The organism is Streptomyces sp. NPDC002643 (assembly GCF_053592555.1).
This window is the reverse complement of the sequence record NZ_JBSFVY010000032.1, coordinates 1-21,323: the sequence shown is the minus strand read 5'-3', so window position 1 is coordinate 21,323 and position 21,323 is coordinate 1. Positions and strand designations below refer to the sequence as shown.

The window sequence follows — 21,323 nt, the reverse complement described above, 5'->3', positions numbered from 1 at the left end:
GAAAGAAGCTGACTGCTGCACTGAAGAGTATGGCGTCGACGATCATCAGCGAGAAACGGACCGCGTTCCGCCGACAGGGGTTTGTGGTGATTCCCGGCGTGCTCAGCTGCGAGCAGATCGCCACAGGGCGCGAGATCGTCACTGCACTGTTGGAGCAACACCCGTTCGCTGACGATCACGTCGGACCGTATTTCCTGTGGCCCCGCTTCGCCGCGGAGGTCCATCCGTTGCTTGACTTCTACCGGGAGACCGGTATCGGTGAGCTCGCCGCCCAGCTGCTGCGGTCGGATCTCGCCGTCCAAGAGCCGGATTTCGCGCAGGTGGCGACGACGATCCCGCCCTGGACACACCGGCCGGGTGGCCCGCACGTCGACGGCCTGACGCCGTGCGAACCGGACGGGCGCCCCGGCTCCTTCTCGCTGCTGGCCGGCGTATGGCTCACCGACCATGACCGGCCGCACCAGGGGAACCTGTGGATCTGGCCGGGCACACATCTGCGATTCGGGCAGTACCTCGCTGAACGCGGTGCGGATGCCCTGGCCCGGGTCGAGGAGATGAATCCTGGCCCGTATCCGAAGATCGAGCTCGGCGAGCCGATGCAGGCGGTCGGTCCCGCCGGTAGCGTGCTGTTCGCGCACTACCTGCTCGCCCACAACATCGGCAACCACGACGGCACAGCGGACGAGAGGCGGCGCGAGACGGTGTACTACCGGCTCCACGCGAGCGGCCACCGGGAGGGCTGGCGGCAGAGGGTCACCAACCCGCTCGCCGAATTCCGCTCATAAGAAGCGGCGCGGAGCATCAGGCCGGCGTGTGGTGTCGGCTCATCAAGTTCGGTTGGCCTCGCCCTGTCGCAATGCGGCGTCCGGGCTGGAAGGATCAGACGTCATGCCCTCGCACCCGCTGTTGGACGCCGGCCCCGTCGACGCCCTGGAACCCTTCCTGCACGAAGTGGGTACCGTCTTCAGTGTTTTCCGGGAGCAGGACTCTGGTTGCGTGTCCTACGGGGTCGCTGTCGGTGGCAAGCGATGGTTCGTCAAGGGCGCCGTCACCTCGGAGGCGGTCGCCTCGCTGCGCCGAGCTGTGCAGGTCCATGCCTTGGTCCAGCATCCGGTGATCGTGCCCCTGGAGCGCTCCATCGCGCTCAGGGGTGGCGTGGCCCTGGTCTACCCGTGGGTGGAGGGTGAGGTCCTGTACCACCCCACCACCTCCCGCAAAGGCGGCCGGGCCGCCCCCGGCAGTCCGATGGCCCGCTTCCGCCGCCTTCCCGTCGCCGACGTCCTGATGGCACTGGAGCGGATACTCGACGCGCACGTGACCGTGGAGAGGGCCGGGCTTGTCGCTGTCGACCTCTACGACGGGTGCATGCTGTACGACTTCGGGAACCGTCGCATGTCTCTGTGTGACCTGGACGAATACCGTCCGGGGCCCTTCATCCTGGAGACTGACCGGCTGCCAGGGTCCCGCCGCTACATGGCGCCGGAGGAGTTCGCCAAGGGTTCGACCATCGACATTCGAACGACCGTGTACGTGCTTGGACGTGCGCTGCGTCTGCTGCTGGATGCAGGCGACGAAGAGCGGGAATGGCGTGGCTCTGCATCGCAGCTGGCGGTCGTCGAACGGGCCACCGCCGACGATCCTGCCCACCGGTTCGCCTCCGTCGAAGCCTTGGCACAGGCGTGGTGTGTCGCCGTCCCAAGGCTTGGTTGAAAGCCGTTACCGGCGGCCAACCGCCGCGACTCAAGCCCCAGTTTCGCGCACCGTTGACCATGTCCGTTATCAGGGGAAAGTCCAGTTGAGGTGCCTCAGCAGGCGTGGTGACGTCCAGGACGTTGCGCCTCATGCGGCGAAAGCTCGGTTCAGAACGCAACGGGTCGGCCGACGGCTTCGATGGACTGCTCGGTCGGCAGCGGGCGCACGGCCGACACTCCGTTGTCGGACGTGAACGGGCTCGGCGCCTGCAGGGTCTACTACTTGATCGCGCGATGTCAGGTGATTGCCTGACAGGTGAGGGATGTGTCCGGTAGATGTGTGCGTTAAGTGACTCCACGCCCGGCGAGCCGACCCCTGAGGACGGCGAGCCCACCTCCTTCGTCGAGAACGCGAAGAACCTGATCAAGAAGCACAAGGGGAAGATCCTCGCCGTCGGCGGGGCCGTCGGTAGCGTTGCCCTGGCCGTCGTGGTCGCCAGTCTCGCCGAGAGGCGGGACGCCGAGGATCAGGAGCCGCTCTCCGCCCCTGAAATCACGGACGCGCCTCGTCGATCCCCCAGTGCATACGACGTTGACCCACATCCGCGGAAACTCCCCGACGGTGTCAATGGGTGGTCCTACCCGGGCGACTCCCCGGAGGACGAGGACCCCGGCGAAGCCGCAGCCTGAGCACCGTCTGGTACCTGCGCACACGCAGGAAGCCGCTGCTGCGCACCCACGGGAAGCCGCTGGATAGGGTCGGGTTACTCCCGGCTTGAAAGGTAGTGGCATGACCGACATCGTGATTGCGCAGACAACCATCAACGACGAGGACCAGGCGAAGGCGCTGGCTCGAGGCGCGGTTGAGAGCAAGCTGGCAGCGGGCGCTCACATCGACGCGCCGTTCACCGCCGTCTACTGGTGGAAAAGTGAGATCGAGACGGTGCAGGAGTGGCGGATCTCGTACATGACAACCGCGGCCCAGCTTCCGGAACTGGAGGCGTGGGTGTCGGAGAAGCACTCGTACGAGGTGCCGCAGTGGGTCACCCTTCCCGTGACAGGCGGATCGGCTGCTTACCTTTCCTGGGTCGTTGAGGAGACGACCAAGCGCTGACGCGCTGCACGACGCGTTCGCGTCTTGGGCGAGCTCTGCGTTGGTGTGGCACGAGCCTCAAGACGCGAACTGCATTAGGTGTTCGGTAAGTTCGCGCTCGTTGTCTGGAAGCCAGGTCGCGATGTTTCGGGCGCGCTCCTTGCCCATCGTATTGGGCTTGGCCTGACTCGCAGCCGCAAACTGACGTGTTACGTAGACACCTTGTTCGACATCTCCGCCGCGTAGCAGCGCGGAAGCGAGGTCACCGAGGACGACAACACCTGCATCTGATAGGTCATCCCCAAGGCGCTCGACGGCAGTGCCGGCCGTGGCGGTCAGCTCGGATCTTCCCAGCTGTCCGTAGACGGAGAGTGCCAGTGAGTCCATGCGGTGAGGGGTCACGAATCGGACCCACGCCTGCTCGCTTGTGTGATCGGCAAAGTCGTAGGCGAAACGTGCTCGTTCCAATGCACGCAGTGCCTCTGTGTCGTCGCCGAGCGCCGCAGCCTCCTCGGCGTGCCTGCCGAGCACCCAGGCAGCGGCCGTGGCGTTGCCTGGTCCTCGAACATCCTGTGCTGCCTGGGACAGAAGCCTCAACTTCTCTTTGGGCGTCGGAGCTCCGTAGCTGGCGTAGGTTAGGGCCAGGGCTCGGAGTGGAGGGTGTCCGGCGGCCGATGCACACTCCGACGTGACCTGGTAATAGGCGTCAGCCTTGTTGACCTCCCCTAGGTCCCAGGCCACCCACCCGGCCAGGGCTGCGGTTTCTCCGGCGGCGATAGTGAGAGCCCGTTCGTGCTCGCCGGCACGAGGCAAAGCTGCCGTGATCGCGTCAAGGTGAGATTCGACCGTGCGCTGCAACCGCCGTGCGCTAAGGCTGAGCTCTTGGATGTGCAACTCAGCAGCGCGGGTGACGAGGCCAGCCGCGGCAGACGCGTCGGTCTTGGAACCTTTACTGAGGGCGAGTGCCAGCCGTCCCCAGGGCTCGGCAGCCGCGCTCACGCCAATGGCGGCGCCCCCCAGCAGAGTGCGGCGCTTCACGTCCTCCTGGTCCTCCTCTTCACGGGCGTACTTCTTTCTCTTCCTGGCGCGAGCGGCCTTGGCCTCCCGCCTCAAGTCTTCGAATGAGACGCCGCAGGCCGCCGCGATCGGTTCAAGCGTGTGGTTGGTCGGGACGTTCTCGAACTGCTCGTAGCGGCTGATCTCTCGACGGGTCATGGTGTCCCGGCCGGAGACAGCGTTGATGGCGGCTGCCTGCTGCTCCTGTGTCCGGCCTGCGTCCTTCCGGAGCCGGAGGAGCAGTTCGGCGAACGGATCTGCCATGAGTGTGACCTCTGTCCGGGGACGGAATCCAATCATGGCCTCAATTCCCCCGCCAGTTTCCCCCCTTGACAAGTTTTTCCCCCTCCGAATTCCCCTGGTCCAGGGCCCGGACACGCGATGCGATGGGCTCATGACGACGTTGCGCAGGGCAGCACCGCCCCCGTTCACGAGGAGGACCGTCCCGGCAGCCGGAGCTTGGCCGAGGAGAGACCGACTCTGCAACGCAGCCAGGCTGCCGGGTCGAGGTTCTCCCCTTCTTGTCCAAGGGAAGGCTGATGTGCTTCCCGAGGACAGTCACGGTTCGATCGGTTCCGTGCGTCCCAAGGAGGACGTGCAGGGAGAGCGCCCATCGACATCGACAACGAGCGCGCACACGGACTGGCTCACCACAGCCTCGCCAAGCGCCGAGCTACGGGGCGGCTGCGATGCAGCGGAACCCGGTGTCGTTGTCCTTCATCGTGGAGTTGGCCGCGTTCTCGAGCGCCGGCGCGGCACGCTCGAACGGGCTGCTGAACGCGGACCCCTTCAACTGGTACCGGTTCGGTCCGTCGGTTCCCGGCGTAGAGCACCACTCCCACACGTTTCCGCACAGGTCGAAAACGCCGTAGGGACTTACTCCGGACTGGTAGCGGATGACGGGTGTCGTGCCTCCGATGCCCGACTCTGCGGTATTGCACTTCGCGGCGGTGGGATCGCTGCCCCAGGGGTAAGCGCGCCCCTTCGGGCCGCGGGCCGCCTTCTCCCACTGGCTGACGGTGGGCAGCGCCTTGCCCGCCCAGCGGGCGTACGCGTCCACATCGTGCCACGTCAGCCAGACCACGGGATGGTCGCGCAGCGCGCTGGGGCAGCGCTGGCCGGTCCAGTGCTGCGGCGGGCGATGCCCTGTAGCGCGGACGAAGTTCTCGTAGTCGAGGTTGGTCGTTGGGTAGACGTCGATCCGGTAGGCATCCACCCAGATCGACGTATCCTCAGGGCCGGACAGGTAGATGCCTTCCTCGATCAGCACCATGACCTTGCCGTCGACCGGATGTCTTATGGTGCGCGGGTCGCGGCGCAGGAGCTCCTCGGTTCGCTCGTCGCGCCCCACTGCGGCTTGCTCGGTGAGGAGCTGCGCGAATCGCCACTGGGCGTCGGGGGACGCTGTGGAGAGCAGGGTGTCGAGCGCGGCCTGGTTGTTGGGGTGGGGCTTGATCGACTCGCCCCGCCCCTCCCAGTTCACGAGCTGCCTGGTGCTGATTCCGACCTTGGCGGCAAAGTCCTTTCCGTTCATGCGCAGTGCTTCGCGCAGCAGAGCGACTTCGCGGCCAGTCCATCGTGTGACCCCCGTTGTCACGCTCGCCCCCTACGGCTACAGGGTCTCGCCGGGGATGGACAGGTACGTCTCTCGGAGAGCAGTCAGCACGGGATGTTCAGTTGGCAGCGCCTTGTCGTCGATCGCCGACAAGGCCCGGACCCCAATACTGGTGTTCGTCGCGAAGACCGCCGCCATGCGTTTGGCCTGGTCGAGGGTGACGGGGGCGGTGCGGTGTTCGACGCCGCTGGCGTGCTTCTGGAGGAGGGCCATCGTCACACCGGGCAAGACGGGTGCCTGGGGCCACACCACGGTCCCGTTGCCGTCGATGAAGGCGACGTTCCAGGTGCCACCCTCGCTCACGCGACCGTCGCGGCCGACGAAGAGCGCGTCGCCGAACCCTGCGCGCTGTGCTGCCCCACGGGCGCGCAGGGCACCGAAGAGACCGACGTGCTTCACCTCGGGCAAGTCGCGCTCGTACGGCACGCTCATGGCACGCAGCGGTTCCGGGGGCAGGGCGCCGGCACTACGCACGGACACCATGATGTGCGGCTCGTCGGCGTCGGCTGGGTGTCCCATCTCGACCTTCGGGTCGTAGATCGTGACTCGAACGACGCACGGGCCGCTTTGTCCCTCCAGGCCCCGGCGGACGTAGTCGCGAACGAGCGCGGTGTCCAGGTCCGCGCCCCACACGGTCTTGCAGTCCCGTACGAGCCGTTCCATGTGCAGCGTCAGGCCCCGGATGCTGCCATCCCCATCGACGCGCATGGACGTGAAGTGACCGAAGTTGGTCAGAGCCAGGGGAAGCAAATCGTCTGCGGACACGGGCTTTCCATCAAGAGTTGCCATGCCACCCAGCATGTCAGGGCCCCCTGTTCCTCCGGCACCCCAATCGTGGTTACTGACGGGTCAACTTCACTGCTACTTCCTTCCCTCTTTCGTACCGCACAGTGTTCGCTGGTCACTGTGCGAACACGCCTGGTGATCGACGAAACGAGGCGTGCCGCGCGGCGCAATGGCGCCGCATGCCGCCCGCTCCCCCGCACCGCCCACCTGGGAGGCCCTCGATGAGCCCCGCCACAGCCATCGCGCCGGCTGCCGCGAAGGCACTGCCCCAGATGTCGCGCGCCTTCGACGTGACCTTCGCCTCCAACTCAGCATGTGCGAGGCAGGCACGCCGGATCACCCGCGCCTTCCTGGGCCTGTGGAACGTGAACGGCGAACTGGCCGAGAACATCGTGCTTGCCGTCTCCGAGCTGGTGACCAACGCCTTCGAGCACGGGACCGGCGACGTGGGACTACGCGTCCGGTATCCCGATGACGAGTTGCGGATCGAAGTCACTGACGACAACCCGACCCCAGCCGAAGTGCGCCCCTCCAACAACGAGGACGTGTCGGGCCGCGGCTTGTTCATCGTCGCCGTCCTCGCACGGAAATGGGGCGTCAGCAAAGACGGCAAGACGACGTGGTGCGTCTTCCGCGTCCCCGCGAGGAGGTCGTGATGGCCCCGGTCACGCCTGAAGCCGCAGCAGGACCGAGTCAGCGACGCTCCACCCACGATGTGAATCCATCAAATACATCCTCACCCCTTTCCATGTCCTCAACAGCACGACCTGAGGGCCGCAGCAGAACGCTTCAGCCTCAACGACGTACCCGTGTTCGGTCGCTTGGCCACGAAAGCGATCCGGACAGCGGGACGCCCCAGGACGTCCCGACCGAGTCCTGTGCGGCGGTACCGGCGTCTCCGAGCTCCCTGAACGATGCCCGTGTAGTTCGCCGCGCCGTGTCCCTCCTGAACGAACCGCCCTTGTCGGCGAGTGGCGGCTCGAAACGCCTCGGCGGCCCCTCTTTGGGGGCCGCCGAGGTGACACCCCAATCGCCAACTACGCATCACACCAATGGAGTTGCCTTTATGCCTCGGAGCACGACCTCGGCCCCCGCAGTAGGCGGTGGGCAAGTGGACGGCGTGCCCTGGCCGGAGGGCTCGCTGAGGGAACTGGGCTGTGACCTGAGGATCGCTGTATCAACCCTCGCGCCCGGACCGTCGCGTCGCGCGGTGCAGGAGACCCTTCACCGCGAAGTGACCAGACTGGTCTTCGCCGAGACTGCCTCCGTCAGCGAAGACCCGGACGAACGACACGTCCAACTGCTCCTCATGCGCGGTCACTTGATGCGACTACTCGGAGCAGTCGTTCCTGTCGATGCCAACGAGCCTCCTCTGGAAGAGGATCGACTGGTCATACGCGTGCGTGCGCTACTCGACGAAGAGATTCCCGGCGACACCGTGCGTGCGGCGTCCCTGCACCGGCGGATGTCCGAGGTCGGGCGGGAGCTGCTCGCCGTCTTTCCTGCTGTCGACGCCTCTGCCGACATGGTCGACGGCTGGGGCAGGACTGTGTGCGCCGGGTTCGATTCGACGCGTATCCGCGAAGCCATTCGTGCGGCGAAGTCCTGGGAGCACGCGGGGGTGTACCCGCATCCGCACACCCTCGCGGCGGTCACGCGAGCGCTCGGCGGCTACGTCACGACGCTCGTCCCCTACGTCTCGATCCACTTGGAATCGCTCGCCGCCGGGAGTCGCGGGTGGTCCGCATGCGGTGAGGCGATCGAACGCTCGCAGGAGGCCCTCGACGTCGCTCCGGGAGAGGGGCTCAAGGCGGCGAGGGAGCACGCATACCGTCTCGCCGTCCACACCGAGACCCTGGTGCGCTACGCCGAACAGGACTGCGAGCGGGACGGTGCATGACATGACCGGGTCCTATCGCGCGGCGCCTCCTCAGCTGATTCACCGTGCTCCGGCCGCCCCACCGAATTCGGGCTCACCCCGCAAAGACGAGCCGGCCCCAGGGCGCGTTCGACGTGGCTGGCGACAGGCTCGCGAGCACCGGGGCGCCGTCCTCCTCGCTACCGCCATCAGCCTGCCCACCGTCTACGTCCTCGCCGAACTCGCCCTGCAGCTCTACGACGGTTCGTAGCTCACGCCCCCAACGAGCAGACCAGCGAAGTGGGCCGACCCCGATATGACGACGACTGTGCCAAAACCAAAGGAGTAGGACCATGCCGGCCCCGGACGAGACCATCTCGCCGCCGCTTTCCCCTCAGGAGCGCGAGGCTCTGCTGGGCATCTCTCAGGGAAGGACGACCGCAGAGACGGCCTGCGACATGGGAGTGTCCGACAGCACGGTCAAGACGTACATCCTCCGGATCGGCGGAAAGCTCGGAACTTCGGAGCGTGCAGGCATGGTGGACCTCGCCTACCGTCACGGGCACTTGGACGTCCCCGGGCCCGTGGACTACGTCGTCGAGCTGCCCAAGGAGCAGCGCACAGTCCTGGCAGGACTCGCCGACGGAAATACCGTCGAGGAGATCGCGGCCGGCGCGAAGCGTCCGCTGGGCGACGTGCGCAAGGACGCTCGACGCCTGCTGCGGGCGCTGGGCGCTTCCTCGGCCGCGCACGCAGTCACGCGAGGGTGGCAGTTCCGTCTCCTAAACCCCACGACCGGCCGTGAAAACTCCGGAGACGTCGTCTCCATGGCTGGACAGGCATGAACGCCCGCGTCGAGGCCGACAGCCTGCGACCGGGCAGTGGCCCCGTTCACCAGCATGCGGGGGACGTGTTCAACTGCGATCGGCGACAGGACTTCGTGCCCAACGTGATCCGTACGCACCGAGGTGGTCGCTGGCGCAGGGTGGACCGGAGTAAGAACGCCGGTGAGTGGGCGAAGTTCGTCCATCGCTCCGAGATGCTCGTGTTCGACGTCGACGACGGTGGGGAGGGCGGCCCCGGCATCGTCACGGGAGTGATCCCGTCCAAAGAAGACGCCACGGCGCGCCTGGCCGCGCTCGCTCCAGTACCGGGGACGGCCGTTGCCGAGATCGGCACAGACTGCGGCTGGACGGCAGCCTCTCTGGAGCACCTTCTACAGGGCGGCCAGGTAGTAACGGCCGCGGACACAGAACGTCTCGCCGAGATCGCCCGGCAGCGCCTACGCCCCTACCCGCGAGTTCGGGTGGTCAGCGGGACTCAAGCCGGGGTCTTGGGACCGGCGGGTTCGTTCCACGGGCTCCTGTCCCATCGTGCGGTACGCCGTGTGCCGTGGGAGTGGATCACCCCGATTCGTCCGGGTGGCCGGCTGTGCCTGCCCGTCCGTACCGCTCTGGGCGGATCCAGCACGCTGCTCGTCTTAACCGTGGCGCGGGACGGAGCGTCGGCCAGTGGGCGTTTCCACGCCGGACCGACTCCGCAGACCGTGTGGCTGCGCGAGCACCGCCCTGGTGAGGGCACCTCCGTCGAGTCGCAAGGCAGCCCAAGGGCGTCGGAAGCCCTGGACGCGAGGGCGGCGCACGTACGGCCGGCGGCCCGGTTGTTCGCCGGCATGCTTCGCCCTGATCTTCGGATGCAGGTGGTGCGCGGCGTTGCGCAGCTCGAAGGGGACGTTGTCGACCGCCTGCGTATTCATGACCATCAGGCGTCTCGGGCAGTGGTCTTCCTTCACTCCCCTCGGATCTACGAGTGGGGGCCGCGCGATCTCGGCTCTGACCTCTTTGACGCGCTCGGTCAGTGGCACGCGGCCGGAGAACCAGAGGTTGAGCAGCTGGGCGTGACGATCACGGAGACGGAACACACTCTGTGGCTCGGCGCACCGGACGGTCCGTCGTGGCGTCTGCCCGAACTCCACACCATCACCGGTGAGGAGGAGCGGCATGCGACCTGACCACCCGATGCTCCTCCACCCCTCCGCAGCGATCGCCGAGTTGCAGGCACGGCCGTCGAGCGCCCGGATGCAGAACTACCTGCTCGGCGGGCGAGACCACTACATCGTCGACCGTGACGGGGCCCTTCGGGCGGCCGACCGCATGCCGTTCCTGGAGAGCGCCGTCCGCCACGAGCGCATGTACGTGCTCCTGATGGTGCAGGTCCTGGCCATCGCGGGCATCCGGCAGCTGGTCGATTTCGGCTGCGGCCTTCCCCACGACCCAACGCCGGTGGATGTCCTGACCCGCATTCATCCCGACGCCCGCGCCGTGTGCATCGACAACGACGTGCTGGTGCACACTCACGCCGACGCAATGATGACGGCCAAGGCGCCCGCTGTAGTCGAGAGCCTGTGCGCCGACGTACGCGACCCCGAGTCGATCCTCGCTTCCAGAGAAATTCTGAAGACGATCAACTGGCGAGAACCGGTCATCCTTCTCCTGGGCAGCGTGCTCCACCACATCGAGGACACCGCGGCGCAGCCCCTGACCGTCCTCGTCGACCAGTACAAACACGTTGCCGCCACCGGCAGCGCTCTCGTCATCACGCACGCCACCGCTGACGTCTCGGGCAAACCCGTGCGCCGATTCGCCAAGACCATGACGGCGGCCAACTGCCCCGTCCACCTGCGAACGAAGGAACAGATCGCCCGACTGTTCGACGGCTGGCAGCTGACCTCCCCGGGCCTGACCGCGCCGCAGACACTGGCACTCGATAACCCGGTCCTGACCCAGGCCGCGTCATACGCCGGCACGGCCCGAAAGGAGACCGCGCATGTCCGAGCTGTGTGATCAGCAGATCGGCGTGATCAAGCCGGTGACCAGCCAACTCGCAATGGTGTCCCAGCTAGAATCCGTGGCGTCCGGAAACGGGCACCCGGGCGTCGCGGTCACTGACGCTGGACGTCACGTCTGCACCCCGGAGATCCGCATGCCCAACACCCGCGCGTTCTCGCGCGTTCCCGTAAACCCCTTTGAGGGGCGGTTTGCCGATGCCACGCCCTGGTGCCCGGACGCGAGTCGGCGCCGGCCGCACCCCCGTCTGGCAGGCCAGCGGTGAACGGGCAGACAGCCTCGCATCGGGGCGGGGACAACATGGCGCAGCGCCACCGGGAACCGGTCGACGTCCATCTCATCCTGCGGCGTGACGGCGAGGTGCTGCTGAGCCGGCGGGCGGGCGACACCTACGCCTCGGGCCTGCTGCACATGCCCTCCGGGCACCTCGACGGCGACTTCGAGGACGTGGTCACCGGGCTGGTCCGGGAAGCCGAGGAGGAACTGGGCATCATCATCAGGCCGACCGATGTCCGCGTCGCGATGGTGATGCAGCACCGCAGCCCCAAGGGTCACAACCGCACCGGCTGGTTCTTCGAGGTCACCCGATGGATCGGCGTCCCGCGTATCGCCGAACCGGACCGCTGCTCACAGCTCGACTGGTTTGCCCTCAATGACCTGCCCGACGACATGGTGGCGTACTGCCGGGCCGGCCTGGAGGCGTACCGGAACGGGCACTCCTTCGCCCTGCACCTCCAGGAACCCGACGACCCGATCGCCTACGACGCGAACGGGCCAAGCCGTCTGAGCCCCTTGCCCGCGCGGGCGCCGGACCCGTACGCCGTCCTGGGCGAGCAGCTCGGCACGTTCGCCGAACAGACCATCGGCCCGCTGAGGGAGGCCACGGACGCCTCCTGGGCGCGGGAAGCCTCCCGCGTGTGGCGGCTGACCGGACGCGACAGCGGGAGCTGGTTCCTGAAGGTTCACCAAGGGCCCAAGTTCCACCAGCGTGAGGTGGGCGCCCTGAGAGAGTGGGCCCCGGCCCTCGGAGCCGGCCGCGCCCCGCAGCTCGTCGCCGCCGACCCCGAACAACTCGCCGTGATCGTCAGCGCGCTTCCCGGCCGCGTACTCCACGGCACCGATCTGAGCATGGCTGCCTGGCAGTCGGTCTACCGCCAGCTCGGGCAGCTCCTGCGGGCCCTCCATCTCGGCGAACCCCCTATGATGGCGCAGGCCCTCGGCGGGCTGGCCAAGCTGGAGCGGCACCTGGCGGCAGCCGACGGGCTCCTCGAGCCCGGGGAAGAGACGCTGGTGCGGTCCCTCGCCCTGCACCTGCCCCGTGTACCGCCCGTCCCCCATGGCCGTCGCCACGGCGATGTGCAGCGGCGCAACCTGCTGCTCGAAGATCACGGGAACCTGGCCCTCATCGACTGGGAACGCGCGGAAATCGGGCCTCTCGTCAGCGACTTCGTGCGCATCGCCGACACCTGGGCTGACGCGCCCGAACTCGAAGCCGCCCTGTTCGACGGCTACGGCCGAACTCTGTCCCCGGACGAGGCCCAAGCGCTCAAGGGTCTGTCGGCCCTCGACGCGCTCAGCGGCATCCAGTACGGCGCCGCGCACGGCGACCCCGAACTCGTCGAGCGCGGGCATCGCACCCTGCACCGGCTCCGGAAGGAGGCATGACGACATCCGATCCCACGGCATCGGAGCGGGTCAATGAGGATGCCTGGCGTGAGTACGGGCGCGGGCAGCTCGACCGATCCCGACCGCCACACCTACACCTTCGAACGGATTCAGGAGCTGCCCTTGGGGCGCTGAGCAAACGCCGGCTTCCGCCAGCCGGCATCCATCGCCGAACCACCATGCAGTTGGCGCCGACGCCGGAGGCGAAGGCGCACGAGGCCCCGCAAGGAACCCCTATGACCGATGTGACCGTGGCCAACGATGAGGCCACCCAGCTCCGCAACAAGGTCGTCGACCAGCTCAAGGAGGACGGCACGATCGTGTCGCCCGCGGTCGAAGCCGCCATGCGCAAGGTGCCCCGGCACCTTGCCGTACCGGAGGCGTCGCTCAGCGACGCATACAGCACGTACAACGCCGTGATCACGCAGGAGGACGAGCACGGCAATCACACCAGCTCGGTGTCCGCTCCGCAGATCCAGGCGATGCAGCTGGAGCAGGCCGGCATCCGGCCGGGTGACAACGTGCTGGAGATCGGCACCAACGGTCCGAACGCCGCCTACCTCGCGGAGCTTGTGGGACCCACCGGTCAGGTCACCACCGTCGACATCGACCCCGCGCCCGCCGACCGAGCCAAGCGGTTCCTCACCGAGACCGGCTACACGGGCGTCAACGTCGTCGTCGCCGACGCCGAGAACGGCCTTCCCGAGCACACCCCCTACAACGCGATCGTGGTGACGGTCGGCGCCTGGGACATCCCGCCCGCCTGGATCGACCAGCTCAAGGACGACGGTCGGCTCGTCGTGCCGCTCCGCATCAACGGCCTGACCCGCACCTACGGGTTCGTCCGGCAGGCTGACCACCTCGTCGCCACCAGCGCCCACGTGTGCGGTTTCGTGGCGGCACAGGGCGCCGGCTCCCACACGCAGCAGGTCATGCAGCTCCCCGGAGAGGAGGGCGTCACGCTGCGCTTCGACGAGGGCTTGCCCGCCAACCCCTCTCTGCTGGACGGCGTCCTGAACAGCGCCCGCGCCGAGACGTGGACCGGGGTGACCGTCGCCAGCCAGGAGCCCATCGGCACCCTCCAGATGTACCTGTCCACGCAGGTCCCGACGTACTGCTTCATGTCCACCAACCCTGAGTTGACCACCGGCAAGATCGGCCCCACGGGCAGCAGCTGGTCCATGGTCACCATCGACGGGCCGCACTTCGCCTACACCGTCGTGCGCCGCGACACCGAGAAGAAGACCGCAGAGTACGGCGTCCACGCCTTCGGGCCCGACGCGGCCGAGTTCGCTGAGCGAATCGCCGACATCCTCCGCACCTGGGGCGAAAAGGTCCGCGGCGCTGACGGCCCGCGCATCGCCGTCTACCCGGCGGGCACGCCCGATGACCGGATCACCGGCGACCGGATCATCGACAAGAGGCACAGCCGGATTTCGATCTCCTGGCCGGTCGTCTGAACCGCGGTGCTGGGCCAGGGTGTTCTGCACCATCCCATCGGACAAAGAGAGTGATCACATGACCACCGCCGTACTGCACAGCGTCCCCGCCCCGGTCGGGCTGCCGGTCGACGCCCTCGCCGAGGACGACTTCGAGCTCGACATCCGGGTCGTCATCTCCGAGAGCCCCTTCACCGTCTTCATGTGCCCCACCAGCGACGGCTGCGGCAACACCTGCGAGAACGGGGCCAGCGCCTGCCAGTCCTCCATCGAGGACGCTGCCTGACACGCCTCCGGCCGCCGGGGCGGCAGCGGATCACCGCTGCCGCCCCGGCACCACCTGTCCGCGCACCCCCGACCAGAAGGGGCACCGGTGGCCCACGGATCACCCATCACTTATCAGTGGCAGCCCGGAATGCTGCTGCGCGCCTCCACCGCTTCCCGCCAGATACCCGTGCCAGACCTCGACCTGTACGGCGACGACGCCGCGGTGCGCGGCCGGCAGTGGCTGGTCGAGGTGTGGCGCGCCCCAGTACCCGACGCGCTGTCCGCGGCCAGCCCCGTCCTGTGCCGGCGCATCGACGAGATCCTGAGCGGCAGCCTGGCCGATGCCCGCCGCATCCGGCGGGCCGTCCGGTCCGTGGCGGCCTACCTCCTGCGTTGGAACCACCGGCCCACGCCGTTCGGGGTATTCGCCGGCGTCGCCCCCGCGCAGCCGGCTCAAGCTGCCCATGTCCGGTGGGGACAGGGGTACCGGACGATTCTGCGGCCCGATTCCGACTGGCTGACGGACGTCATCAACCGGCTGGAGGGCAACCCCGCCATGTTGGCCCGACTGACGGTGGTCGCCAACAACACCGGCCGCTCCCGCGGCAACCGGCTCGTAGTGGAGGGAATGCCGGCCGATGCGCATACCCCCGGCTACGCCCCCATCGAGCTGTCGGTCCGCCTCACCCGGCCCGTGGCCGCCGTGCTGGAGGCGGCCCACACCCCGATCCCGTACACCCTGCTCGTGCACCGCCTTGCCGACCGGTTCCCCACCGCGCGCCCCGACCAGCTGACCAGCCTGATCTCCGACCTGTTGGGCAAGCACATCCTGATCAGCAGTCTGTGGCCCCCGATGACATCGATCGACACGCTCGCCCACCTATGCGATGAGCTGCAGAAAGCAGATGCCGCCGCCATCCCCGACGTCGCAGAGATGGTGTCCCAGCTCTCGTCGATCCAAGACGGCTTGAACCACCCGGACAGCGTTGCCCCCTGGACGCCCGACGACCGGCTGACGCAGAGCATGCAGCGCGTGAGTGCCACCGGCCGCGTTCCCCTCCTGGTGGACGCCGCACTGGACTGCACCCCCCATATCCCCGAAGCCCTCCTGGCCGAAGCCGCCGAGGCAGCCGGGGTCATGCACCAACTGTCGCCCCATCCCTACGGGTATCCGCAATGGCGCGACTACCACCAGCGGTTCCTCAACCGGTACGGCAACGAGGCCCTCGTGCCCGTACTGGACCTGGTCGCGGACAGCGGCCTCGGCCTGCCCGCGGGCTTCCTGGGCTCCGAGCGCGCCCGCCCGCCGTATCAGGTGACCGACCGGGACGAGAAGATCCTGCGCCTGCTCCAGGAGGCGATGCTCGATGGGAGGCGCGAGCTGGTCCTTACCCGGGCGACGATCGCCGACCTGACGGCCGGCCACACCGAACCGCTGCTGCCCCTGCCCCGGGCTGAGATCGCCGTGGAGATCCACGCCCCGTCCCTGGAGGCCGTGCAGTGCGGCGACTACCGGCTGCTCGTCACCGGAGCCCCCCGCCCTGGCAGCAGCATGCTCGGCCGGTTCGCGCACCTGCTCCCACCGTCCGCTCAGACCGCGCTCACCGCCTCGTACGCCACCGCCGGCCTTGGTGCCATCGCGGCACAGCTGTCGTTCACTCCTCGGCGGCGCCGCAACGAGAACATCGCCCGCACCGTGCAGATCCTGCCCTTCACCATCCCTCTCGGCCAGCACCACGAGTCCGGCCCCGGCGTGATCCCGCTCGACGACTTGGCGGTGACTGCGGACACCCGTCGGTTCTATCTGGTGCGCAGTTCAACGGGGCAGCACGTCGAGCCTCGCGTCACCCATGCGCTGGAAGCGTCCGTCCACACACCGCCGCTCGCCCGGTTCCTGGCGGAGATCACCACCGCCCGCAGCGCCGCCTACAGGGCGTTCACCTTCGGCGTCGCCGCCACTCTGCCGTACCTGCCACGTGTGCGGTACAAGCGGACGATCCTCGCGCCTGCCCGTTGGTTGCTGTCCGCCGAAGAACTGCCCGGCCGGTCCGCCCCCATGGCCGACTGGGACATGGCACTGGCCCGGTGGCGTGAACGGCTCTGCGTCCCCGATCACCTTGCTCTGGTCGAAGACGGCCAGCAGCTGCCCCTCGACCTCGCCCAGCACATCCACCGGGCGCTGCTACGCGCCGGCGTGGACCGCAACCGCGTTGTCGAACTGCGCGAAAGCACCACTGCGCAGGACTGGGCGTGGATCGGCCGCCCCCACCAGTTCTTGATCCCCTTGGCGAACTCCACCCCTGCCGACCATCCACGCCTGCGGGATGCCGCTGCCGCCGCCCCCGGGACGCCCAGCCAGTCCACCGTCCTGTATGCCCGGCTGTTTGCGCACCCCCAGCGGTACGACGAGATCCTGTCCGGCCACCTGCCCACTCTGCTCGACCAGTTCGCGACCATGCCGCTCTGGTGGTTCAGGCGCCATCGCGACACAACCCGGCCGGACTCCGACCAGCATCTGGATCTGTACCTGCGCCTCCCCGATCCAGCCGCCTTCGGTCCGGCCGCCCAACTGGTCAACACCTGGGCAGACTCCCTCCGCAGCCAACATCTGGCGGCCCGACTGGAGTTGGCTGTCTACCCGCCGCAGACCGGCCCGTACGGGCACGGCCCCGCTCTGGACGCCGCGCACCTGGTGTTCGCCTCGGACTCGGCCGCCGGCGTGGCGCAGATCCGTGCCGCTGCGGATGACGCCGCCACCGGGCAGGCCCTGACCGCTGCGAGCATGTTCGACCTGGCGGTGCGGTTCACCAGCGACGCAGATCAGGCGTCGGATTGGCTGACCCGCACTCTGCCTCAAGAACGCGGCCCCATACCCCGGGATCGAATCGCCCTGGCCCAGGCTCTGGCCGATCCCGAGCACACCGCTCTCCAGGCCCTGCCGGGCGGCCCCGATGTCATCGCCGCCTGGCGGCAGCGCGCTGCCGCCCTGACCGCCTACCGGCAGCAGCTGGCCACCGGACACAACTCCGACAGCGTGCTGCGGTCGCTGCTCCACGAGCACCATGTGCGGGCGCTGCCCGTCGACCCCGATCACGAACGCACCACCGGCCGGCTCACCCGGGCCTGCGCCCTGCGACACCGGGAGCGGCAGCCATGACCAACGCAACCAGCCCGGCCCTGCTGGCGGACGCCTTCGCAGCCCACCTGGCCACCCCCGTCCCGCCGCCCGAAGACCAGCCCTGGGCGGCGCAGGACCTGGCCGCCGGCGCCGCGGGATCCGCGCTCCTGCACATCGAGCGCGCCCTTACCAGAGACGGAACCTGGCAGCAGGCACACCCCTGGATCAAGACCGCCGTCGCCACCCCCGTCAGCGCCGCCGACACCAGCGGCCTGTACCTGGGGGCACCTGCGGCAGCGTTCATGCTCGACTGCGCCATCACGGCCGAGGCTCCCCGGTACCAGGACCCGCTGGCAGCCCTGGACCACCACGTGGCTCAACTCGCCCACCGCAGATGCGACGCGGCGCGGACTCGTATGCGCTACGGGCGTCCAGCCGGCTTCCACGAGTACGACATCTTCTACGGGCTCACCGGCATCGGCGCGTACCTGTTGCGCCGGTCCCCGTCCGGCACCGCGATGGCACGCGTCCTGGCCTACCTCGTACGGCTGACCCGCCCCATCCGACACGGTGACCTGGGCCTGCTGCCCGGCTGGTGGGTCGATCACCAGCCCGACCTCACCCCGTCCGCCGTCCCCGCCGGCCACGCCAACTTCGGTGTCGCCCACGGGATCGGCGGCCCGCTGCTGCTCCTTGCCCGCGCCCTGCGCCAAGGCGTGAGGGTCGACGGACAGGAAGACGCCGTCGACACCATCCTTCACTGGTTCGACACGTGGCGGCAGGACGGCCCCACCGGATTCTGGTGGCCCGAGCACCTCCGCCTCGGTGAACTCCGCGCCGGCCGTCCCGCCCAGCGCGGCCCGGCACGGCCCAGCTGGTGCTACGGCACCCCCGGCATCGCCCGCGCCGGACAGCTCGCCGCCCTCGCCCGCCGCGACCCGGCTCGCCAGCGCCTGTACGAGGACGCCCTGGTCCGCTGCCTGACCAATCCCGATCAGCTGTCCAAGATCGCCGACGCTGGCCTGTGCCACGGCTGGGCGGGCGTCTACCAGACCGCCTTCCGCGCCGCCCACGACGCCGCCGCCCCGGGTCTGCGCGCCGCCCTGCCCGACCTGGCCGCCGCCCTGACCCGGCACGCCCGTCCCGGCCGCGACCCCGGCCTCCTGCAAGGCGCAGCGGGCACCGCCCTCGCCCTGACCACCGCAGCCCACGACGCTGCGCCGACCTCGGGATGGGACGCATGCCTACTGATCGACTGATCCAGCCCGTCCGCCTGGAAGCAACCCTGCGCGCTGTGCTGGACGTCCTGGCTGGCTGCGACACGGACACCGCCGCAGCCCGCGCCGGACTCGAGCCCGCCGACCTGGACGCCGCCGTCGCCATCTACCAGCAGGCCGGGCAACAGGCCCTCGCCCAGCAGGCGGGACCTCCGGCATGGCGTCAGCTGTACATCCAGTTCACCGACTGGGACAAGGCCGAGCAGACCGCCGCCGACCACATCGCCCCCGTCCTGGACCTGGCTCAACAGGACGGTCTGATCACTGGGTGGTGGTTCATCCGTAAGCACCCGTGCTGGCGGATGCGGCTGCTCCCGGCCTTCGGGACGCAGCTCCCCCGGGCACTGGCCGACATGCTCGACGAACTCACGGCAGCCGGACGAGTCCACCGCTGGTGGCCTGGCATCTACGAGCCCGAAGCCGCAGCGTTCGGCGGCGACAACAGCATGGCCATCGCCCACACCCTGTTCCACACCGACAGCCACGCCATCCTCACCACAGCTCATGGCGAGCTGGGACGCCGGGAGTTGTCACTGCTGCTGTGCGCCACCCTGATGCGCGCCGCCGGACTGGAGTGGTACGAGCAAGGAGACGTCTGGCACCGCGTCACCCGGGAACGGCCCCTTCCCTCAGACGTACCGGCCGCCAAAGTCCACGCAATGGCCGACAGCCTCCGACAGCTGCTCATCGCTGACACCAGCCCATCTGGCCCCATGCTCCAGTCGGACCGCACCCTCAAGCCCGCCGCCGCCTGGGTGAGCGCATTTCGGCAGGCCGGAAGAGACCTCGGCACAGCCGCCCGGGACGGAGCCCTCGACCGCGGCCTGCGCGAGGTCCTCTCCTACCACGTGATCTTCCACTGGAACCGGATCGGTCTGCCCGCCCGCACCCAGAGCGTTCTCGCTCACGCGGCACATACCGCGATCCTGCATCCCGCTGACCCCACGGAAAGGCCGATGCCGTGACCGCGTTGCCACAGCACCCACAGGCTAGGCTCCGTCAGTTCTCCAGGCGGTTCCCGCTGGTCAGCCGGTCCCACCTCGTCTACCCCAGTTTCGCCGCCCGGATCGACGAAGTCCGCTCCTGCGGGGAGAAGTCGGCGCAGGACGGACCGTTCAGCGACCGGATCAACCTCGCGTGCGCCACCTGGAACCTGTCCGCTCTGATCGCCTCCGACTGCGGGCTGACCGACTTGGCGACAGACCTCTGCCTGCGTCAGCTCCGTCTCTTCCAGGCTGCATGGCCCGTCACCGGGGACACTGCCATCGCCAGCCTCCAGCCCATCGTCAACCTCGTACGGCTGACCGCCCGAACTGGCGCCCCGCAGGCCGCCTTTCAGCAGCTCATGAACGTGCACCGCGCCACACATGACGGCGGCAGCGTGACCGTCCACGGGCAGGCCATCGACCTCACGGGCTTCACCACCGACGCCGCCCTGGACCACATCCAGCCCTGGCTCCACGACCTCCTGCTCGACGACGGCACCCGGCTCCTGGTTGCCGCCGGCCAATGGCATCAAGCGGCAGAGCACGCGACCGCCTACGACGAGCAACCCGAGCGGCTGTACGGCAGCAGGCAAGCACGCATCGTGGCGAGCCTGCACACGGACGCTCTGGACACAGCCAACTCCCTGATCGACAAAGCCACGATCACGGAACCGTGGGAGGAAGCCGTCGCGCAGGTCCTCCACCACTACGCCGACCACCTTGCGGGCCGCGCCACAGCAAAAGGGTTCGCCACTGCGGCATTCGCCGTGCAGGATGCGCTGGAGCCGGCCCCGCCGCACCTGCGCATGTTCCGGGTGCGGCTGATCCTGGCGGCGATCGACCTGGTACCGGAAGGCTGCGAAGCCCTCACACGCCCCCTGTATGACACGATCGTCAGCGACACCACGCGGGCAGGCGACGCATACGCAGCGCGCGAGATCCTCCGCCATGCCGCCCCATCGGTCAGCAGTCGGTCATATCGGGAGCTGGAAGCGATCGTTTGCGACGGCGGCCTCGGTCAGGGGACACTGCCGGAATCTGTACTATCCACCATGATGCAGGCCGTCAGCACAGCGGAGATGAGCCTCGTTCACTGCCTCGCTCAGCAAAGCGCTGCATTGCCACAGTCGAAGCAGCCGGGCATCAGCTCAGCCAACGAGCCGCTGGCGAAAAGTTGATGCGGGAATGTGCGTAGTACTCGCCCATCACCCGGACTCCTCCTCAGCCGCGGTGGAGTGCCTTCCGGTAGGCCACCCGCCGCCGCATGGTCAGCCGAGACCTACAGCCGTCTTGTCGTCGGCTCGCCGCGCTCGAGTTGAGCGGACGATTATGCGCATTTGCCGACCCTACCCCCTGGATCCAGAGGCCAACGTCGCTTGCCCTTACGCTAGGCCACCGTAATACCTACCTCACCGGACTGAACGCACATCATTCGCTCTGGTGGGTTACGAAAGCTCGTCTCAGGGTGCTCCTCGACAACGAACATCGACCGGACGGCACCCAACTCGATCGGCTGACCGCAGGTGCTGCCTAGTACTGCAGCCGCAGTTGGTGTGACGGTTGGTCTGGCTGCTCGTTGAAGTGGGCATGGGTGGGGACGTCACGGTTGATGAGGTGCACCGCTGG

21 protein-coding genes are annotated in these 21,323 nt (G+C 68.3%); 18 read left to right on the top strand and 3 right to left on the bottom strand.

Translation table 11 applies throughout. The features are described from left to right. Positions 1-29 precede the first annotated feature (29 nt). From ACWD4G_RS35750 to cutA, 4 genes are all read left to right on the top strand, one after another. Complete coding sequence (locus tag ACWD4G_RS35750; RefSeq protein ID WP_451301051.1) at positions 30-785, top strand: phytanoyl-CoA dioxygenase family protein; 756 nt, start codon at positions 30-32, stop codon at positions 783-785. Between the two features lie 121 nt (positions 786-906). Continuing rightward, positions 907-1,710, top strand: coding sequence for a serine/threonine protein kinase (locus tag ACWD4G_RS35745; RefSeq protein WP_451301049.1), 804 nt, complete (start codon positions 907-909; stop codon positions 1,708-1,710). Between the two features lie 317 nt (positions 1,711-2,027). Then, the gene (locus tag ACWD4G_RS35740; RefSeq protein ID WP_451301048.1) at positions 2,028-2,381 is read left to right on the top strand and encodes a hypothetical protein; all 354 of its coding nucleotides are present in this window, start codon (positions 2,028-2,030) and stop codon (positions 2,379-2,381) included. A gap of 100 nt (positions 2,382-2,481) precedes the next feature. Then, on the top strand, positions 2,482-2,805 hold the full coding sequence (cutA, locus tag ACWD4G_RS35735) for a divalent-cation tolerance protein CutA (RefSeq protein WP_451301046.1): 324 nt from the start codon (positions 2,482-2,484) through the stop codon (positions 2,803-2,805). Positions 2,806-2,862: 57 nt separating this feature from the next. Here cutA and ACWD4G_RS35730 read toward each other — a convergent pair whose 3' ends face one another. The 3 genes from ACWD4G_RS35730 to ACWD4G_RS35720 all read right to left on the bottom strand — a co-directional run bounded on the left by ACWD4G_RS35730 (position 2,863) and on the right by ACWD4G_RS35720 (position 6,244). Continuing rightward, positions 2,863-4,104: a helix-turn-helix domain-containing protein gene (locus ACWD4G_RS35730; protein WP_451301044.1), complete on the bottom strand. Its 1,242-nt coding sequence runs from the start codon at positions 4,102-4,104 to the stop codon at positions 2,863-2,865. Positions 4,105-4,513: 409 nt separating this feature from the next. Next, a complete protein-coding gene (locus tag ACWD4G_RS35725; RefSeq protein ID WP_451301042.1) occupies positions 4,514-5,374 on the bottom strand; it encodes a formylglycine-generating enzyme family protein in 861 nt (286 codons plus the stop codon). A 78-nt stretch (positions 5,375-5,452) separates the two neighbouring features. After that, positions 5,453-6,244 (bottom strand): aminotransferase class IV family protein, encoded by a 792-nt coding sequence (locus tag ACWD4G_RS35720; protein WP_451301040.1) that lies wholly within the window; start codon positions 6,242-6,244, stop codon positions 5,453-5,455. Positions 6,245-6,462: 218 nt separating this feature from the next. On the opposite strand from ACWD4G_RS35720, the gene ACWD4G_RS35715 reads away from it, so the two are divergent. From ACWD4G_RS35715 to ACWD4G_RS35650, 14 genes are all read left to right on the top strand, one after another. Continuing rightward, complete coding sequence (locus tag ACWD4G_RS35715; RefSeq protein WP_451301038.1) at positions 6,463-6,897, top strand: ATP-binding protein; 435 nt, start codon at positions 6,463-6,465, stop codon at positions 6,895-6,897. A 455-nt stretch (positions 6,898-7,352) separates the two neighbouring features. Then, positions 7,353-8,141 carry a DUF6415 family natural product biosynthesis protein gene (locus tag ACWD4G_RS35710; RefSeq protein WP_451301036.1) on the top strand — a complete coding sequence of 263 codons (789 nt, stop codon included), beginning with the start codon at positions 7,353-7,355 and terminating at the stop codon, positions 8,139-8,141. 1 nt (position 8,142) lies between these two features. Continuing rightward, positions 8,143-8,370, top strand: a complete 228-nt coding sequence (locus ACWD4G_RS35705) for a hypothetical protein (RefSeq protein ID WP_451301034.1) — start codon at positions 8,143-8,145, stop codon at positions 8,368-8,370. Between the two features lie 82 nt (positions 8,371-8,452). Further along, positions 8,453-8,944, top strand: a complete 492-nt coding sequence (locus ACWD4G_RS35700) for a LuxR C-terminal-related transcriptional regulator (protein ID WP_451301032.1) — start codon at positions 8,453-8,455, stop codon at positions 8,942-8,944. Further along, positions 8,941-10,110 carry a protein-L-isoaspartate O-methyltransferase family protein gene (locus tag ACWD4G_RS35695; protein ID WP_451301030.1) on the top strand — a complete coding sequence of 390 codons (1,170 nt, stop codon included), beginning with the start codon at positions 8,941-8,943 and terminating at the stop codon, positions 10,108-10,110. The genes ACWD4G_RS35700 and ACWD4G_RS35695 overlap by 4 nt, the downstream gene beginning before the upstream one ends. Before the next feature lie 7 nt (positions 10,111-10,117). Further along, complete coding sequence (locus tag ACWD4G_RS35690) at positions 10,118-10,942, top strand: SAM-dependent methyltransferase (protein ID WP_451301028.1); 825 nt, start codon at positions 10,118-10,120, stop codon at positions 10,940-10,942. Continuing rightward, entirely contained in the window at positions 10,926-11,210 is a 285-nt protein-coding gene (locus ACWD4G_RS35685) for a hypothetical protein (RefSeq protein ID WP_451301026.1), read from the top strand. Before ACWD4G_RS35690 ends, ACWD4G_RS35685 begins: the two co-directional genes overlap by 17 nt. A gap of 35 nt (positions 11,211-11,245) precedes the next feature. Continuing rightward, positions 11,246-12,610, top strand: coding sequence for a phosphotransferase (locus ACWD4G_RS35680; RefSeq protein ID WP_451301024.1), 1,365 nt, complete (start codon positions 11,246-11,248; stop codon positions 12,608-12,610). A 236-nt stretch (positions 12,611-12,846) separates the two neighbouring features. Beyond that, entirely contained in the window at positions 12,847-14,070 is a 1,224-nt protein-coding gene (gene fxlM, locus ACWD4G_RS35675; RefSeq protein ID WP_451301022.1) for a methyltransferase, FxLD system, read from the top strand. Positions 14,071-14,128: 58 nt separating this feature from the next. Next, on the top strand, positions 14,129-14,335 hold the full coding sequence (locus ACWD4G_RS35670) for an FxLD family lanthipeptide (protein ID WP_451301020.1): 207 nt from the start codon (positions 14,129-14,131) through the stop codon (positions 14,333-14,335). A gap of 87 nt (positions 14,336-14,422) precedes the next feature. After that, positions 14,423-17,473, top strand: coding sequence for a lantibiotic dehydratase (locus ACWD4G_RS35665; protein ID WP_451301018.1), 3,051 nt, complete (start codon positions 14,423-14,425; stop codon positions 17,471-17,473). Continuing rightward, positions 17,470-18,693, top strand: coding sequence for a lanthionine synthetase C family protein (locus ACWD4G_RS35660; protein ID WP_451301016.1), 1,224 nt, complete (start codon positions 17,470-17,472; stop codon positions 18,691-18,693). Before ACWD4G_RS35665 ends, ACWD4G_RS35660 begins: the two co-directional genes overlap by 4 nt. Continuing rightward, entirely contained in the window at positions 18,675-19,676 is a 1,002-nt protein-coding gene (locus tag ACWD4G_RS35655; RefSeq protein WP_451301014.1) for a thiopeptide-type bacteriocin biosynthesis protein, read from the top strand. Before ACWD4G_RS35660 ends, ACWD4G_RS35655 begins: the two co-directional genes overlap by 19 nt. Next, positions 19,673-20,875, top strand: coding sequence for a hypothetical protein (locus tag ACWD4G_RS35650; protein ID WP_451301012.1), 1,203 nt, complete (start codon positions 19,673-19,675; stop codon positions 20,873-20,875). Before ACWD4G_RS35655 ends, ACWD4G_RS35650 begins: the two co-directional genes overlap by 4 nt. Positions 20,876-21,323: the final 448 nt, after the last annotated feature.